The following is a 16,442-nucleotide window of genomic DNA, read 5'->3' as shown; positions in this document are numbered from 1 at the left end:
CGCGTGAATCTACGAGCGCGTTTGATGGTAGATGGAGCCCGTCGCTTCGCTGGCGGGTTTATCCTTTGACCGCCCCGGCGATACCGTCGACAAAATAACGCTGCAGCAGCAAAAAGATCACGACGATCGGTACGATCGCGATCGTGCCTCCGGCGGCGATTCCCGTCCAATCGACGATGTTTTCCCCCCGCAACGCGTACAGGCCGACGGCCAGGGGTCGCAGTGCCGGATTGCTGAGCGTCAGCACTAGCGGCAGCAGGAAGGAGTTCCAGGTCCAGATGAACTGCATAATGACGGCGCTGCCGACGATAGGGCTGGCAAGCGGCAGCATAATTTGCGCGAAGGTACGCACGTAACCGCAGCCGTCCGTAATCGCCGAATCTTCCAGCTCCTTCGGAATTTGCCGGAAAAAACCGGCGAACAGCAGCACAAATACAAGATGGCTGCCCCCCGATTCGGCCAAAATGACGCCCAACAGCGAGTTGGTTAAGCCGAGCCCTTTAATCAGCTCAAAAATTGGGATGATCGCAAACTCCAGCGGCACAAAGATGCTGGCGGCAAACAAGGTGACCACCCACTTTTTTCCTGTAAACGAGTACCGCCCGATCGCATAACCACACGTGGCCGTCATAAACAGCACTATCGCAATGACACATACGGTAATAACGACCGAATTCAGGAAATATTGCTCGAAATGCCCCTCCCGCCAAGCGCGGGCAAAATTGGACAAATCAAACGAAGCGGGAAGCAAGCTGAGCCCTTTGGTGAAAAATTCGTCTTTGGTTTTAAAGGAGGCAGCGACCATCCACAAGAAAGGATAAATCCAGATCAAGCAAAGCACGATTAGAGCGATATGAAGCAGTGTGCCGGACAGCGATTTTTTGCCTTTGCGTCTGGCGGCAGGCCCTTTGGAGGAGCGCTGCGCTTCCGCCGACAGGCTGGCGGCTTTGGCTTGCGTTTGTTCGGTCATGAAGCTCGCTCCTTTCCTTGCTTGCTGCGGAATTGCCTGCTCACAACCGTTTGCAGGATGGCGATGACAACAATCGTAAAAGCAAAAAACATGCCGGCAGCCGAGGCGTAGCCGAGACGCGGCAGGCCAAGCTCGCTGGAGAACGCATAACGGTAGATGTACGTCGACACGACATCTGTGGCGAAAAACGGACCGCCGTCGGTCATCGTTTTGATCAGGTCGAATACTTTCAGCGAACCCGCAATATTCAGCAGCAGGATGATCGCGCCGATCGGGGCGATCAGCGGCAGCGTAATATGGAAAAACGTCCGCGTATGACCGGCACCGTCGACGCGGGCCGCTTCGTACAGCTCGCGCGGCACGCTTTGCAATCCGGCCAGCCAATACACCATGTTGATCCCGAGGTTTTTCCACACATAGATGAGAATGACCGTAAACATGGCCCATTTGGCGTCGCTCAGCCAATTGACCGGAGCATCAAGCAAGCCAAGCTGGGTAAGCAGGAAATTGACCGCCCCGTCCGAACCCCAGATATACACCATAATAATGCCGACAATCGAAGCGGTTGTGACAACCGGCAAAAAGATAAGCGTCCGGTACCCGCCGGCAAAACGCAGCTTCGGGTTGTTGAGGATCACGGCGATCAGCAGCGCCAAGACAAGCTGAAGCGGCACCGCGCCAAGCATAAACACAAAGCTGTTGCCGTAGGCGTTCCAAAAGTAAGAATCGGCGATAATTTCTTTAAAATTGTTTAGGCCGACAAAGCTGATGTTTGAACTGAGGCCCGACCAATCAAGCATCGAATAATACCAGCTGATCGCAATCGGCCAGCCGATAAACAGCATATACATGACCAGGTTGGGAGCGATGAACAGCCAGCACCACAACTGCACGTGGCGGCGCTGCGGCTTGCGTTTGGCTGCCGGCCCGGCATGAGTGTCGGCAAGCGAGCGGATTACGGCCACAGGCATAGCCTCCTAAAAGTTTTTGTGCCAGCAAAAACTGGCGTCGAAAGCGCTGCTTAAGTTTCTGCGCCGCCGTTATTTTAAAGCCTTATATTCATCGGAGCCGTAATTTTTCATCGGATCCCAATTTGCGAATTCAAACGTTTTGGCGTCGACTTTGGCGCCTTTTTTCTGAGCGGCGTCAATTGCGGCGGCCCACGCTTTATCCAGCTGTTTGGAGAGCTCGCCAAGTTTGTTGGCCTCATCGTTCACCGCTCCTGCAGCGACTCCGGCAAGCAGCTCGCCCAGATTCGGATGCACATCTTTGAATTCGGCGAACACATCGGCGGCGGCGGGATTGGCGATCGACGGATCGGGCACGATCCGGCTGATTTGCATCGAGATGTCGTAGTATTGCTTAAGCTGCGCGGCCTTTGAATATTTCTCGTTAATGCCTTTCACGACTGAAAACGAATCGCCGGATTCGACCTTTTTCGGCTGGAACAAGTCGCTGCCGTAATACTCCTTCAAATACAACGCCGCTTCCTTCGGGTGCTTCGACTTGGCTCCAAGTCCGATCCATGCGCCCGAATTGGTCATCGGCAGCGCACCTTTCTGTCCGCTGTCCGGCAGGGGAGGCGCCATAACTCCGTAATCCAGATCGGGATTGTCTTTGTTCCACACGCCTACATTCCAAGCGCCTTGGACAATAAAACCGGCTTGCCCTTGGGCAAACAGCGCTCTTGCTTCGGGGGCGGTGATGCTCATCGTTTTCGGATGGAAGCTGCCGTCTTTGGTCATGTTTTTAAACAGTTCAAATACGTCGAGCACCGGCTTGGAATCGTATGTCGTTTTTTTCGTGACCAGACTGACCGGAGAGTTGCCGTTCAAGCCGCTTCCACCCATGGAAGACCAGTCCAATGCGGTTTGCTGCCAGCGGTTCGTCTGCTTGCCGCCTTCGATGATGCCGTAATATTTGCCTTTGCCGGCTTGAGTGATTTTTTTGGCGGCATCGCGGAACTCCGCGTACGTTTTAGGTGGCTGGGCAGGATCAAGGCCGGCCTCCTTAAACAACTTTTTATTGTAAAAAACGAGCGTACTCGGCAATGACAGCGCTTCCGGTATGGAATAGATTTTGCCGCCTACCATCGTTGTTCCTTCCAGGAACGTGCCGTCCACAAACATGCTTTTGAACGCGTCGTCCATCAGCGGATCAAGCGGCTGGAACCAGCCGTCCTTTACGAGCGTGGACAACTTCATGCCGGTAGGCACCGGGAACAGGTCGGGCGCGTCATCCGATTTGACGGCGGTGAGAACCGTGTTTTTAAACTGGTCAATGGTGAGCTGGGTGTACTGAATTTTAATGTTGGGGTATTTCTCCATAAACTTCTTGTGAAAATCTTCGCGCAGCGCCTTGGTGCTGTCGCTCCAGTCCATCACTCGCAGGGTGACCTCCTGCGTGCCTGCGCTTGGCGCGGTCTGCCCGCTCGGCGGTGCCGAAGCGGTAGGGCTCCCGGCTTTTGGCGGTTCGTTTGCTCCGCTGGTTGGAGTTGAAGACGTACATGCCGTTAAAGGGACTGCCATCATGCCAACCGCCGCTGCAATCCAACATATTCGGGTAAAAGCTTCCAACGCAATACCTCCCTTGTGGAATCGTTCCAGTTATAGATAAGCTTTGGCAACGCTTACCTTGATATTCATAGTAGCTGAAACGATGCGGCGCAATCTATGTACAGAGTTACGATATTGTGTACAAAACTACGCTCACTTTTATGAAAAATCCGCTTGAACCGCGGAATGTATTGTTATTTTGGATGTACACACTTATAGTGAAACTAACTAAAATTCAGAAGGGATGGCGCCGGCGCATGTTATGTTTAAGCTCCGTTCATTTCGACAACCGCATTCCCAATTGGCGTAAGGACATCGGCGCTACGGACACCAACGTGCTTGCTTTGGTGCTGGAAGGGAAAGTTCGATACACGTTGGCGGGAAAGTCGTTTATTTTGGAAAAAGGCGAGCTGCTGTTTTTTCCGAACGGAGTGATCCGGGCTGGCGAAAATGTGGAAGAGGACCATCAGAAAATAACGGTATTGTTCAGGCATGAGGAGGAAGACGCGCAGCAGCTGCCGCTGCTCAACGCCGAGCCATACGTGAAATGCAAAATTCGTAAATTCGAATATATGAAGCGCCGGTTCGAACGTTTGTTTTATGAAACGGTGGGCGACGGCAAATTTCAGCCATGGGTGGTCAACGGCATTTTTAACGAAATCGTCGGCATTGCTTCACGTGAATTCGAATCGGTAGAAATTGCGCCGAGCAAGCAGAAACTGGCAGGGGAACTGCAGGAATATTTGGTTTCGCATTACCGGCAGCCGGTCAACATTGAGCAAGTGGCCGCGTTGATCCACCGCTCCCCGAACTATACGATCTCATTGTTCCGCGAAGTAACGGGGCTTTCGCCGATCCAATACGTTCACCAGCTGCGGATGAAAGAAGCCTGCAGCATGCTGTCGAACTCCGACCTGACTGTGACGGAAATCTCGAATTATCTCGGGTATTACGATCATTCGTATTTTTTTCGGATGTTTAAGAAACATACGGGCGTGTCGCCTACGGAATACCGGCAATCCGGCACGACGCCGCAAGCTGCTTTCTTAAATATCAATTAATGCTGGAAGGTAAGGCGGGCCGCTGCCGTTTTATACGGTTTAACTCCCTTGGTCCTGACAGCAAACACCTGCGTTTCCGATTCACATCAGCATGTATCGTCAAGCCTTCGTCCCCCCATTTGGCCCAAGCAAACTTCCGCCAATTTGAATTTTATAAAGTAAAGAAATTAGCGGAAGTATGCAGATGGAGGGGGAGCTCATGTCCGAACCGGGGGTGTCCATAATCACATGCACGCATCAGCCCCATTTTCTCGACAACATTTTGGATAATTACCGGACTCAGCGCTACAAGCGAAAAGAACTGATCATCATTATAAATAAGGATAGCATCAATCTGAAGGAATGGCGGAAAAAAACCGCCGGTTATCCTAATGTGACCGTGTATCAAGTGCCGGAGCGGATTTCGCTCGGACAATGCTTAAATTGCGGCATCTGCAGAGCTAAATATCCACTTATCGCTAAATTTGACCACGACGATTATTATTCCCCATATTATTTAAGGGAGCAAGTCAAGGCGCTTCTGCGCACACGAAGTCCGGTACTCGGCAAGCACGCATGCCTCGTCTATTTGGCTGCAAGCCACAAGCTGATCATTCGCTCTCCTCAAGAAAAAAACAAATTTGTCAATTTCATTCAGGGTGGAACGATCCTGTTCCGCAAGGAAATCCTCAAGAACGTACGTTTCTCGGATCGCTCGCTTGGCGAAGATGTCAAATTTCTAAGGGATTGTTCCAAGAAAGGGTATCCCATTTACGCTACTTCTCCCTACAACTACGTCTACATCCGCAGAAAAAATAAAAGCACCCACACATGGCGGGTGGGCGATCGCCGGTTCCTGAGAGGCAGCCGAGCCGTTGCCGTAACCACACATTTTCGCCGTTTTGCCGTGCGCAAGCATTAAGCGAACCGGAGTCTTTACTCGCAGACACAGATTTTCTCCCCATTTTGCACAGCGAGAGATAGGGGTGGCTTGTCATTCACGTTCGGATTAACCTCGGTGTAGATCCATATATCTCAACAACTTGCCGTTATGTATGGCAGCGTTCTCCGCGCCAGCTATAGCGGCAAGATTTTTTGTGAAAATGCGGTTTTTTCTATTCGGGAGTATTGACTTTCCTGTTGTGGTAAGGTTTATGGTTAACGTAAGGAGTTCCGGCCGGAATCACTTATGAAAGGATGTCTTCGTTTGAAAATTGGGGAGTTCGCAGAATTAAATCAGGTCACCGCAAAAATGCTTCGGCACTACGACGAGATCGGGCTGCTGAAGCCAGCGGCCATTGATTCCGAGACAGGCTATCGCTCCTATACATCAGAGCAATCGCATCTTCTGAATTGGATTGTTATTCTCAAGAGCCTCGATTTTTCCTTGAGTGAAATTAAAGAACTCATCAGCGGTCCCATTGAGAGTACGATCGTCGTTCACCAATTGATACGCAAACGCATCGCCATTACCTCAGCGCTAAATGAACAGATCCAGAAGAAAATGGCCATAGACCGGCTCATCACCATCATTGAGAAAGAGGGATTTGAAATGGATAAAAAAATCGATTTGCAGCATATAGGATCGGCGGATGTGCATGAAATCAAAAAGAACATTCCCAACATGGAAATGTTTCTTGAAAACGTAGCCAATATCGTTGCTTTGTGTTCGAACGATGACAGTTTCGCGGTATTTCGGTTTGACATCAGCCACTTCAAACAAGTGAATGACGATTACGGCTTCGAAGTAGGGGACAACGTCATTGTCGCTTGTTATCAAATGATTGAATCCAACGTCCAAAAATACTTCACTCACGCAACCCTTGGCCGGGCGCATGGCGATGAATTTATCGTATTTGCCAAAGCGGGCAAGGATGAGACCAACTTAATCGCCGAAAGCATCATCAACGATATGAAGCATTTTGATTTTGCCGTTATCGGTTGTCCGAAGCAAATGGGATGTTACATCGGCGGGCTGGTCGGGCCGTTCAAAAATAAAACAAATATCCGCAACATAGTTGAAAATTCCATTGAGGTCATTGACCATGCAAGGCAAAAAGGACCTAACTCGTTTGCTATCGAATCGTACGGTGCGTAGAAGTTATATAACCGGAGATCCCCTTCACGCCGTCTGAAGGGGAGTTCTGGTTTAAACTTAACACTCAATTGTTCACGAACGATCATGCGGCTCCGCTCAAGCGCGATGGATTGGTTAACTGGTTACTCTTTTTAAAAGGTGTCGATAAATCCAATTGGGAGGTGCTGACGATGAACGAGCCTGTATTGAAAAAAGCAATGGACACGTTGGAATTTCTTAGTCAGGATGCCGAGGCCCGCCGATTATATGAAGACAGGCAGAAGTACCTGCATGATGAAGCTTCCATGATTGAAGGAGCTTTGGCTGAGGGTGAAGCTCGCGGCGAGAAGAAGAAAGCCGTTCAGATGGCCCTGGAGCTTCTTAAGCTTGGAGTGGAAATTTCTATTATAATCAAAGCCTCGGGGCTGTCTGTGGCTGAAATTATTGCTTTAAGACAGTAAAGCTAAAGTTAGCCAAGAAAAAGAGAAGCCAGTGCGTGGTAATAGCTAACGAACGGACTGGTCGATCATCGCCCGTTCTGGACATAGAACCTATCCGAATGGATAACGCGGACTGAGTGAGACCGTCGATTTATTGTGTGCATCCCTTAACGATGGAGGGGGGGGCCAGCTCTAACGGACGTGGGCGCAACTATGTAACCCAAATCTGAGGTTTGCTAAACGTAACGGACACCGTCGCTCTTATTCGGCCTAACCTCACGGTTTCCCCGGCTTTTTTTGGCAAATAAAGGCGCATATGTCCGTAAAAAATGATAACCCCGGTTTTTTTGCCACATAACGACGCTCCTGTCCGTTACGGTGGAGCATGATGTTCGCAGGTATAAGGCAACGCCAACCATGGCGACGAGGATGTCCGTTACAGACGCCTAACCAAAGATCAACTTTCACCAAGTTGTATCGAAGTCTAAGATGCCGCTTTATTTGCTGCGTTCAAGCATTTTATGGTTCCAGTTCTACTCCTCCATCATCCCGATATGATTGCGCTAATGCTGTGGCCTACACGCGTTCTGAAAACCAGCCATTTATCGCTAACCTGACACAACATTAACCTGACAACATTGCCCGCTCATCCCCGCTTACCCCTCTTTCCGGCCCTCCAGCAAATGACGTAAAAAAGCGTCAAGCAGCACGGACGGCAGCCGGTTTTCGTTGATTGCATATAAAATATACCGCTTGAAGTCGCTTTCCGGGATCGGGCGGCAGATCAGCTCGCCGCGCTCCAGTTCCCGGTGCACCGCCAGCTTGGACAGGAATGAGACGGCGTCGCTTTGGATGACCATCTGTTTGATCGTTTCCAGCGAATCGAGCTGCATCGCCGCTTGCAGCGAAACCTGGTTTGCATGCATCCATTTGGCGGTTAATTCCCCGGTGCTGGAGTCCGGGCTGTGCATCACAAACGGCAGTTTCGCCAGCATCTCCGGAGTCAGCTTGTCTTCTTGGCCCAGCTTGTGTCCGGCTGCAAACACAACGACCATTTCGTCTTCGCACAACGTATCCGCGGCCAGCGGGGCCAGTTGAAAAGGCTCGGCGGAAAATACGGCCAAATCGATTTCATGATTGACCAGCATTTCTTTGATGACGGGGGCGGTTTTCACCGTCAGCGAAACGGTAATGTGCGGGTACAGCTTGGCGAAACTGCACAGCAGCCCGGGCAGCAAATAGGTACCCGGCACGTAGCTGGCCCCGAGCTTCAGCGATCCTCTCCCCGGCACCTGAAATTCCTTGACGACCCGCTCCGCTTCATAAGCGAGGGCGTTGATTTTAACGGCATAATGGTGAAGCGCAAGACCCGCTTCGGTCAGAAACGTCTTGCCGCCGCGCGACTCGAACAACTGCACGCCCAGCTCCTGCTCCAGGCTTTTCATATGGAAGGAGACGGTGGGCTGCCGTAAATCAAGCGCGTCGGCGACGGACGTTATTTTTTTGTGGCGTTCGAGCAATTCGACGATTTTCAACTTAAGCAGATGGAAATTCATAACTTGTAAACCTCCATTCACGGGGGGCGTATTCAGGTCGCCTCATCCGACATCCGGCGGCCACATTTGCGTTTTTGCAAAAGGATAGGGGGCGACCGCCGCCACACGACGCCGGTACACGCGTTCGGGAGCCGTACGTATTGGAAATGGATCCGCCGCACATCGCTCTACTTGCAGTATAGATAAAATCTATGAAGATGAATAGATCCTATCGATAAAATTAACAGTCCATTAACCCAGCGATAACAAAGCTCGAAACTTTCTCCTGTACACTAGAACTTGTTGAGGTGTTCAAGAAGCTTGCTTTTTGAATACATAGCTTGGTACACAGACAGCAGAACATGGCAGCATTAAGGATGGGGGAAAGAAAGCGGCATGGATATTATCATTGACGGTCTGGCCAAGTCGTTTGGTCAAGTGCAGGCGCTAAAGCCGACCCGCTTGCGGATTCGCAAAGGAGGATTTACGACGTTGCTTGGTCCGTCGGGCTGCGGCAAAACGACGCTGTTACGGATGATTGCCGGGCTCGAGTCACCCGATGCGGGTGAGATCCGGGTGGGGGATGAGGTTATATTCTCATCCGGCAAGCGGGTGGACAAACCCGTACACCGCCGTAATTTCGGCATGGTGTTTCAGGACTTTGCGTTATGGCCGCACATGACCGTGTTTGAAAATGTTGCTTTTGGGTTGCGCGCTACGGGGCAGTCCAAAGAGATGCCGTCCCGCGTGCTGGAAGCGATCGAACGCGTGCGTCTCGGCGGAATGGAGAAACGTCTCCCGCATCAGCTGTCGGGCGGACAGCAGCAGCGTGTCGCATTTGCGCGTGCGGTTGTCGCCAGACCGCAGCTTGTGTTGTTCGACGAACCGCTCAGCGCGCTGGATGCGATGCTGCGGGACGAGATGCGGACGGAGCTGACAAGCCTGGTGCGCGACTTCGGTTTGACCGCGCTGTATGTGACGCACGACCAGACGGAAGCGATGTCGATGTCCGACGAAGTCGTGGTGATGAAGGACGGCCGCGTGCTGCAGTCAGGCACGCCGGAGCAGATTTACGCCATGCCCGCCCATCCTTTTGTAGCAAGTTTTATCGGGAAGTCGAACTGGCTTGAGCCGGGTAAGCGAATGATTCGTCCTGAGCACATTCGCTGGCAGCGGGAGCCGGGGCTTGAGACTTACCGGGCAACCATCCGCAGTGTAAGTTACATGGGGGACCGATACGAAATACAGCTGGATATGGGGCAGCTCGGAAGCTGGACCGCATACCACGGAACGCGGCTTTCCGCCGGCGAAACGGCGGAATTGTATGTATCGCCGCAACATATTTGCCATATCGAAAATGAAAACCAATCCAATGAAGGAGGAATTGAATATGAATATGCAATTCAATAACAAATGGAAAAACGGGGCGCTGGTGCTTTTAACAGCTGCGGTAGGTTTCGGAATGGCAGGCTGCGGCACCAATACGGGAGGCTCTAATGCCGCTTCGGGTAATGCGAACGGCGCAGCAGCGCAAAAACCGGCGGAACAGCAGACGCAGCCGGCGGCTCAACAAGCGGCTCCGGCGGCAGCGAAACCGGAAGAGAAGAAACTGAGCGGCAAACTGGTCGTGTACAGCGCAGGCCCGAAAGAGCTGGCGGAAGCGATTCAGAAAGGTTATGAAACAAAAACCGGCGTAAAAGTCGAGATGTTCCAAGGAACAACGGGGAAAATTTTATCCCGGATGGAAGCGGAGAAAGCGAATCCGGTAGTCGACGTCGTTGTGCTTGCCTCGCTTCCTTCCGCGCAAGGACTTAAGAAAAGCGGGTTGACACTGGATTACAAAGAAGCCAAAAACGCGGATAAGCTGATTCCGGAATGGTCCGACAAGGACGGCAGCTTCTTTGGTTACAGCGCGTCGGCGCTGGGTATCGCCTACAATACGAAGCTTGTCAAGACGCCGCCGAAAGAGTGGGCTGACTTGACCAAGCCGGAATGGAAAGGCGTTGTGAATATCCCCGATCCGGCACAATCGGGTTCGGCGCTTGATTTTGTCACCGGCTACTTGAGTTTGAAAGGCGACGGCGGCTGGGATTTGCTTGAGCAATACAAGAAAAACGGAGCAGCCATGGCCGGCGCCAACCAAGAAGCGCTGGATCCGGTCATCACAGGAGCCAAAAGCGTCGTAGCCGCAGCGGTGGACTATATGACTTACCAAGCCAAAGCCAAAGGCGAACCGATCGACTTGCTGTATCCGGAGAGCGGAACGGTCATCAGCCCGCGTCCGGCGGCGATTGTTAAATCAAGCAAAAACGTGGACAACGCCAAAGCGTTTATCGACTACCTGCTGTCCGACGAGGCACAAAAAATGGTTGCTGAAACCTACTTGCTGCCGGGCCGCAAAGATGTAAAAGCGAAAGACCGTCCGGGCACGGAGCAAATTCCGCAAATGAAGATCGACTGGAATTGGATGGACGCCAACGGCGATGCGGTAACGAAGAAATTTACCCAGCTTTTTAAATAATCGAAAAAGGTTGAGCTGATCATGCAAGTTTCCGGCGCCACGCCTTTGAATAAAATCGGGATGACTTTGGCATTTGTTTTGCTGACGGCGCTTGTGGTTGTCCCGCTAGTACTCATTTTCTTAACGAGCGTATATCCGGCCGACCGGCTGGATATACTTGCTCCGCTTCGTACGATCGCTCAAGGTGACTTGGCCGAAGTATTCGTAAACTCGCTGTGGGTCGGCTTATGGGTCGTCATCGGAACGACCGTGCTCGCCCTGCCGCTTGCGTGGCTGAGCGCGAGATCAAGCCTAGGCCGGCACAGATGGCTGGATATCGTGCTGCTGATTCCGTTTATGACACCGCCTTATATCGGCTCGATGGGCTGGATTTTATTTATGCAGCGCAACGGTTATATGGAGCAGTTTATGCCATGGACCGCGGCGTGGACGCCAAGCTTCTTCTCTGTATTTGGCTTGGTGCTGATCATGAGCCTGCATTTGTTCCCATTTTTGTATTTGATTTTGCGCGGGGCGCTGCAGCGAATCGGCGGCAGCCTCGAGGAAGCGGCGGCGCTGCACGGAGGCGGCTTTGCGTACCGCTTCCGGCGCGTTGTTGTGCCGCTGCTGATGTCAAGTTATGCGATGGGCGCGCTGCTCATCTTCGTGAAAACGATCGCCGAGTTCGGCACGCCTGCAACGTTCGGGCGAAAGATTGGCTTTTACGTGCTGACCTCCGAGATCCATAAATACATTTCCAGCTGGCCGATCGATTTCGGCAAAGCGACGTCGCTTGCTTCCGTGCTGCTGGGCACATGTTTGGTGCTGTGGTATATGCAGTCGCTGGTGACGCGCCGTTATTCGTATTCGCTGGTAGGCGGCAAAGGCTCGCGCGGCAAAATCGTGCTGCTCAGCGGCTGGCGTGCCGTTCTGGCTTGGCTTTATGTAGTGCTGCTGCTCGTGTTTGCCATCGGCGTGCCATATTTCTCGATCATCGCCGCATCGCTCATGAAGCTGCGCGGCGGCGGCTTGGCGTGGAGCAACCTGACCCTGCACAACTACGCGGACCTGCTGGCCTGGGGCTCCAAAAGCTTGATCGCGCTGTGGAACAGCTTCAGCTTGTCCTTGGTTGCGGCAACGATCGCCGTTATCCTGGGAACATTCGCCGCGCTGATGATTCACCGCTCGAAGACTGTGCCGCAAAGGGTTACGGATCTGCTCAGCCTGCTGCCCAACACCGTACCCGGCATCGTAATTGTGCTTGGTTTGATTCTGCTCTGGAATGCGCCGTGGATGCCCATTCCGCTGTACAATACGTACGGCATGGTCGTGCTCACCTATGTCGTTTTTTTCCTGCCTTATACGGTGCAGTACGTCAAGGCGAGCTTCAGCCAGCTTGATCCGTCGCTGTTTCAAGCCGGACGCGTGTTCGGAGCGGGCTCCTGGATGATCGCGCGGCGCATTCTGCTGCCGCTTATTGCGCCCGGCATGCTGGCCGGATGGATGATGACATTTACGATCTCGATCCGCGAGCTTGTCGCGTCGCTGCTCATTTTGCCGCCGTCGATGGAAACGTCGGCAACGTATATATTTGCGCAATTCGAGCAGGGCAAGGTGTCGCTTGGCATGGCGATGGCCGTCGTTTCCGTCGGTTTGACGACCTTGATGCTGCTCGGACTTGAAATTTTAAGCTCAAAAAGAAAGTGGAATGCCTAACATGATACATGCAACCGTGTGGGGCGGCGCAGGAGAACATGGCCGCTCCAGTTATTTTATTCGCAGCCAAGCGGTTTCGGTGTTATTTGATTGCGGCGTGAAAAAAGAAGGTGACGGCGTGTACCCGAATATCGTGCCGCAGGATGCCGCAGCGCTGACCGCCGTGTTTTTGTCCCACGCCCACGAGGATCATTCCATCGCGCTTCCGCTGTTGTACAAGTTTGGTTATACCGGCGTTGTATGGACGACGCGGGCTACGGCAGCCCAGCTTCCTCCGTATTTCGCGGCGTGGAGTGCTTACGCGGCTTCGCGTTCGGCGGAACTGCCGTACGACGAAGATGATGTTGCCGCGATCCGGTTCGCTTATCTCGACGACGCAGCGGCACCGGGAGAATGGTTCGAGGCCGGGCCTAACTTGCGGGTTTGCTGGGGACGGAGCGGCCATATGCTGGGCGCTGTTTGGCTGATGGCGGAGATGGACGGCGAGCGGGTGTTTTTTTCCGGCGATTACACCGCCGAATCGCTGCTGCTCGGCTCCGACGCCCCGCCGCAGCTGTCGGGGAAAGACGCGCCGCTGCTTGGCTTGGTGGATGCGGCGTACGGAACCGACGGCGAATCGCAGATGACCAAGCTGGAGCGGCTGGCCGAAGTGCTAGCGGAAACCGTCCGGCAAGGCGGCATTGCGCTGCTGCCCGTACCGGTATACGGCCGCGGACAGGAACTGCTGGTCTGGCTGACGGAACGGTATCCGGACCGCTGCCTGTGGGTCGAAGGGGAAATTGTGGACGGCTTGCGGCAGCTGCTAAGCAAACCGGGTTTGCTCAGAGAGGGGGCCGTAGAGCGGGCCAAGCGGGCATTGTCTTGCGGCCGATTGTACCGCATCGACAGCTTGGAGGAACGCGAGCGGGCGCTTGCTTCCGGAGAGAACGGCATCGTGCTGACGAATGATGGCATGATGCAATCGGCGAAGGCGCAGTGGTATTACCGCAAGCTGTGCGGTTCTCCGGCAAACGCCGTTGTGCTGACCGGACATTTGGCGGCCGGAAGCTTCGGCAAAAACCTGCTGGAAACCGAATCCGCCAAGGCCAATCCGCAGGAGGCGGCTCGTGTGCTGATGCTGCGCTGGAAGGTGCATCAGGGCATCGGCGATGTCAGAAGTATGCTTAACCGTGTAAACTGCGAGCATACCGTGCTTGTGCACGCATCGCGGGAGGCGACCGACCGTTTGACGGAAGCGCTTACCGGCGAAGGGTACCGCGGACTGTACTCGCTTCAGGCCGGAGACTCGTTGTCGCTTAGCCGCGGCGGGGCCATTTTTTCCTAAGCAGAGCGGCAAGAAACAAGATCGTTACCAATCCGCCTTCAATGCTGATAGCTGCATAAGGAAACCAGCGGCTGAGATACCGGTCGGTAAGCGGGCTGTTGTGGTTGAAGGGGAGCAGCGGGCTGAGGGCAAACAATATGGCGAGGCCGTAAACCCATTTGTCGTATGTTTTCATGCCAAACAGTTGAGTCGCTCCTTCCGCAACCGTATAATACAGCGTGGAGAACGTGATAAATGTTCCGGTAATAAATACGAGCAGCTGCAGCACTTCGATCCGTTCAAAAATAATCAGTTTCGTAATACGCGTAAACGTGTAGATCGGGTTTTCCAATGTACTGGCCAGTTCCGGCCCCATGACCCCGATGCTGTACAGCAGATACAACGTCATAATAAGCGAGCCGAGAATCACCGCGCTCGCTTTTACCCATAATGTGCGCCGCGGATTGAGATGATGCGGCATCAGCATGCCCATCGTGATGCAGATACCGAACCAGCTGGCAGGATATACGGAGCCTTTCAGCGCCGGGGTGAGCCCGTTTTCCATTTGCGGCAGCAGATGCTCGAGGTGAAGATAAGGTATCGAGGTGGCAAACAACACCAGTGAAGTGAACAGGGTGAGTGCGCCGATTAACTGCGCAAGCCGTGCGATCGTCTCCAGCCCCTTGAGCGCCGCCCAACCCGCACATAGGGTCATCGTGATGGAGAACACGATACGCGGCGTTTCCGGCATGAGCGTTCTGGACAGAAAATCGCTGAATATCCATAAGGCGGAAACGATCACTCCGGCAAAAAACAAAATGAACACGGCGCCGATCAGTTTTCCCGCTTTTCCCATAATGGACACCGAATATTGGACAAGCGACTGTCCGGAATACGTATTTCCCAGCCAGGCGAGAAGGGCGGCTACGTAGATGTCGATCACGGTGCCGATGGCCATCGACAGCCATAAATCCTGTTTTACTCTGGTGGCAAGCTGCATGGGAACGGAGAAAAAAGTAAGCGACGCAATGGATACGAAAATAATGAAAAAAAACTGGCTGTCGGATATCCGCGATATTTTCACCGGCGATCATTCCTTTTCTGTATAGCTGGAGCTGTCCCGCAGCAGACCGGACTTGACTAATTGGACGGAAACGGCGACTTTTGGCTTCAGCTTGCCGATCGTTTCCCCCCACTGCGGTTTCAACAATTTCCACTGCTTCGGATCTTTTCTATGGAGACTTTCACCAAAGCCAAAGATGTCGCTTTTGTACGTTCCGCATACTTTGGCGACCGTATGGGCCACAGAGGTGCGTATGAGTTCATTCAGCGCTTGTTCCAGTTTGGCCGCCGTTTTTGGGTTCGTCAGATCAAGGCGGCGCGTCGTGGTGACGATTTCCGCTTCTCCGCGTAGTTGGATCGACATGACCGGCTGATCTTCCTGCAAATCGGGCTGGATACGGGTACGAATGTTTTTCAGATTGAAGTTGATGAATGCATCCTCAGCCATGTTGAGCTGGATGCTTCCCGCCCGGGGACCGTCAGCCAGCCAATTGGTCACTTGGCTTTCCTCTGCCGTCAGCCAGCCGACCATTTTATCCCCCCTGAATATTGCCGTCTCTCCGATCCTCATAATTTCCTCCCCCTTGATGCCGGATACGGGAAACATGCCCGAGACGGAGGCCTGGAACCCGACCTGGTGTAACCGGGGCAAAAACTGGTACAGCTGCACGGTCTCGATTAACGGCTTGCGTTTTTTGCTGCTTAAATATTCCTTCCATTCATCGGCCGGGACCGACTCCAGCTCTTCTGCATGTTCAAGCGTTTCCCGCGCCGAAATGGAAGAGACGAGGACCCAACTGTTCAAGTTTTGATTCGGATCGCGCAGAAAAAAATCCATCGTACCTCCGATACCATGGCGCGCGAAATTTTCTCCGATCAGAATCACCCGCGTTTGCGGAAGAAAGACGCTTTTTTTGGCTTGCTGCTTGATCTTATCCAGCGCTTCTTCGACCGTATGGCCTTGTGTCGTATAGGTTGCGTAGGACCTTCGCTGCTGACCGCCCCCGGCCGCAACAGGCAACGTCGGATTCACGAGCTGCAAGGTAACCTGAAGCGTATCGTCATCGGAAAGATCAAGCCCGACAGCGGAAACGACAGTTAATTGATCGAGATTGATTTGACTCCAGCAGCCGCTGAGCATGAAGGAGGTGCAAAGCAAAAGGCAAATTTTTGGCAGGCGGATCCAACATCGGGCATAACGGTATGGACTCATGTTTTTATCCCCCTGTGCAAGTGATAAAATT

13 protein-coding genes and 1 pseudogene are annotated in these 16,442 nt (G+C 53.0%); 8 read left to right on the top strand and 6 right to left on the bottom strand.

All coding sequences use genetic code 11. The features are described 5' to 3' along the window. Positions 1-58: 58 nt before the first annotated feature. The 3 genes from EYB31_RS35545 to EYB31_RS35535 form a co-directional block, all read right to left on the bottom strand. Positions 59-970 (bottom strand): carbohydrate ABC transporter permease, encoded by a 912-nt coding sequence (locus EYB31_RS35545; RefSeq protein WP_131018330.1) that lies wholly within the window; start codon positions 968-970, stop codon positions 59-61. Continuing rightward, positions 967-1,935 carry a carbohydrate ABC transporter permease gene (locus tag EYB31_RS35540; protein WP_206105524.1) on the bottom strand — a complete coding sequence of 323 codons (969 nt, stop codon included), beginning with the start codon at positions 1,933-1,935 and terminating at the stop codon, positions 967-969. Before EYB31_RS35540 ends, EYB31_RS35545 begins: the two co-directional genes overlap by 4 nt. A gap of 75 nt (positions 1,936-2,010) precedes the next feature. After that, positions 2,011-3,546, bottom strand: a complete 1,536-nt coding sequence (locus EYB31_RS35535) for an ABC transporter substrate-binding protein (protein ID WP_131018328.1) — start codon at positions 3,544-3,546, stop codon at positions 2,011-2,013. 236 nt (positions 3,547-3,782) lie between these two features. Here EYB31_RS35535 and EYB31_RS35530 point away from each other — a divergent pair, with 236 nt between their 5' ends. From EYB31_RS35530 to EYB31_RS35515, 4 genes and pseudogenes are all read left to right on the top strand, one after another. Then, the gene (locus EYB31_RS35530) at positions 3,783-4,586 is read left to right on the top strand and encodes an AraC family transcriptional regulator (protein ID WP_165452787.1); all 804 of its coding nucleotides are present in this window, start codon (positions 3,783-3,785) and stop codon (positions 4,584-4,586) included. A gap of 199 nt (positions 4,587-4,785) precedes the next feature. Then, positions 4,786-5,487 carry a glycosyltransferase family 2 protein gene (locus EYB31_RS35525; RefSeq protein WP_240763177.1) on the top strand — a complete coding sequence of 234 codons (702 nt, stop codon included), beginning with the start codon at positions 4,786-4,788 and terminating at the stop codon, positions 5,485-5,487. Positions 5,488-5,772: 285 nt separating this feature from the next. Continuing rightward, on the top strand, positions 5,773-6,663 hold the full coding sequence (locus EYB31_RS35520; RefSeq protein WP_165452786.1) for a diguanylate cyclase domain-containing protein: 891 nt from the start codon (positions 5,773-5,775) through the stop codon (positions 6,661-6,663). Positions 6,664-6,740: 77 nt separating this feature from the next. Continuing rightward, positions 6,741-7,103 (top strand): annotated as a pseudogene (locus tag EYB31_RS35515) (Rpn family recombination-promoting nuclease/putative transposase); the annotation flags it as partial. A 635-nt stretch (positions 7,104-7,738) separates the two neighbouring features. On the opposite strand, the gene EYB31_RS35510 reads toward EYB31_RS35515, so the two are convergent. Then, positions 7,739-8,638 carry a LysR substrate-binding domain-containing protein gene (locus tag EYB31_RS35510; RefSeq protein WP_131018323.1) on the bottom strand — a complete coding sequence of 300 codons (900 nt, stop codon included), beginning with the start codon at positions 8,636-8,638 and terminating at the stop codon, positions 7,739-7,741. Positions 8,639-9,013: 375 nt separating this feature from the next. Between EYB31_RS35510 and EYB31_RS35505 the strand changes: the two genes are divergently transcribed. From EYB31_RS35505 to EYB31_RS35490, 4 genes are read left to right on the top strand one after another with little or no spacing between them, the layout of a single operon-like run. Continuing rightward, positions 9,014-10,027 (top strand): ABC transporter ATP-binding protein, encoded by a 1,014-nt coding sequence (locus EYB31_RS35505; RefSeq protein ID WP_131018322.1) that lies wholly within the window; start codon positions 9,014-9,016, stop codon positions 10,025-10,027. Then, the gene (locus EYB31_RS35500) at positions 10,014-11,138 is read left to right on the top strand and encodes an ABC transporter substrate-binding protein (RefSeq protein WP_131018370.1); all 1,125 of its coding nucleotides are present in this window, start codon (positions 10,014-10,016) and stop codon (positions 11,136-11,138) included. Before EYB31_RS35505 ends, EYB31_RS35500 begins: the two co-directional genes overlap by 14 nt. Before the next feature lie 21 nt (positions 11,139-11,159). Beyond that, positions 11,160-12,833 (top strand): ABC transporter permease, encoded by a 1,674-nt coding sequence (locus EYB31_RS35495; protein ID WP_131018321.1) that lies wholly within the window; start codon positions 11,160-11,162, stop codon positions 12,831-12,833. Position 12,834: 1 nt separating this feature from the next. Next, positions 12,835-14,157 carry an MBL fold metallo-hydrolase gene (locus tag EYB31_RS35490; protein ID WP_165452785.1) on the top strand — a complete coding sequence of 441 codons (1,323 nt, stop codon included), beginning with the start codon at positions 12,835-12,837 and terminating at the stop codon, positions 14,155-14,157. Here EYB31_RS35490 and EYB31_RS35485 read toward each other — a convergent pair. Both EYB31_RS35485 and EYB31_RS35480 read right to left on the bottom strand, forming a co-directional pair. Then, a complete protein-coding gene (locus EYB31_RS35485) occupies positions 14,129-15,220 on the bottom strand; it encodes a GerAB/ArcD/ProY family transporter (protein WP_131018319.1) in 1,092 nt (363 codons plus the stop codon). The genes EYB31_RS35490 and EYB31_RS35485 overlap by 29 nt on opposite strands. A 6-nt stretch (positions 15,221-15,226) precedes the next feature. Then, positions 15,227-16,411 (bottom strand): Ger(x)C family spore germination protein, encoded by a 1,185-nt coding sequence (locus tag EYB31_RS35480; RefSeq protein ID WP_131018318.1) that lies wholly within the window; start codon positions 16,409-16,411, stop codon positions 15,227-15,229. Positions 16,412-16,442 lie beyond the last annotated feature (31 nt).

This window comes from Paenibacillus thalictri (assembly GCF_004307995.1).
In the GTDB taxonomy this organism is placed as follows: domain Bacteria; phylum Bacillota; class Bacilli; order Paenibacillales; family NBRC-103111; genus Paenibacillus_AF; species Paenibacillus_AF thalictri.
Note: the sequence above shows the minus strand (reverse complement) of the source record. Positions and strands in the feature narration are given on the sequence as shown.

Coding starts and splice junctions, on each gene's coding strand:
- EYB31_RS35545 (WP_131018330.1), bottom strand. CDS start 970: ATGACCGAACAAACGCAAGCCAAAGCCGCCAGCCTGTCGGCGGAAGCG.
- EYB31_RS35530 (WP_165452787.1), top strand. CDS start 3,783: ATGTTATGTTTAAGCTCCGTTCATTTCGACAACCGCATTCCCAATTGG.
- EYB31_RS35525 (WP_240763177.1), top strand. CDS start 4,786: ATGTCCGAACCGGGGGTGTCCATAATCACATGCACGCATCAGCCCCAT.
- EYB31_RS35510 (WP_131018323.1), bottom strand. CDS start 8,638: ATGAATTTCCATCTGCTTAAGTTGAAAATCGTCGAATTGCTCGAACGC.
- EYB31_RS35505 (WP_131018322.1), top strand. CDS start 9,014: ATGGATATTATCATTGACGGTCTGGCCAAGTCGTTTGGTCAAGTGCAG.
- EYB31_RS35500 (WP_131018370.1), top strand. CDS start 10,014: ATGCAATTCAATAACAAATGGAAAAACGGGGCGCTGGTGCTTTTAACA.
- EYB31_RS35495 (WP_131018321.1), top strand. CDS start 11,160: ATGCAAGTTTCCGGCGCCACGCCTTTGAATAAAATCGGGATGACTTTG.
- EYB31_RS35490 (WP_165452785.1), top strand. CDS start 12,835: ATGATACATGCAACCGTGTGGGGCGGCGCAGGAGAACATGGCCGCTCC.
- EYB31_RS35480 (WP_131018318.1), bottom strand. CDS start 16,411: ATGAGTCCATACCGTTATGCCCGATGTTGGATCCGCCTGCCAAAAATT.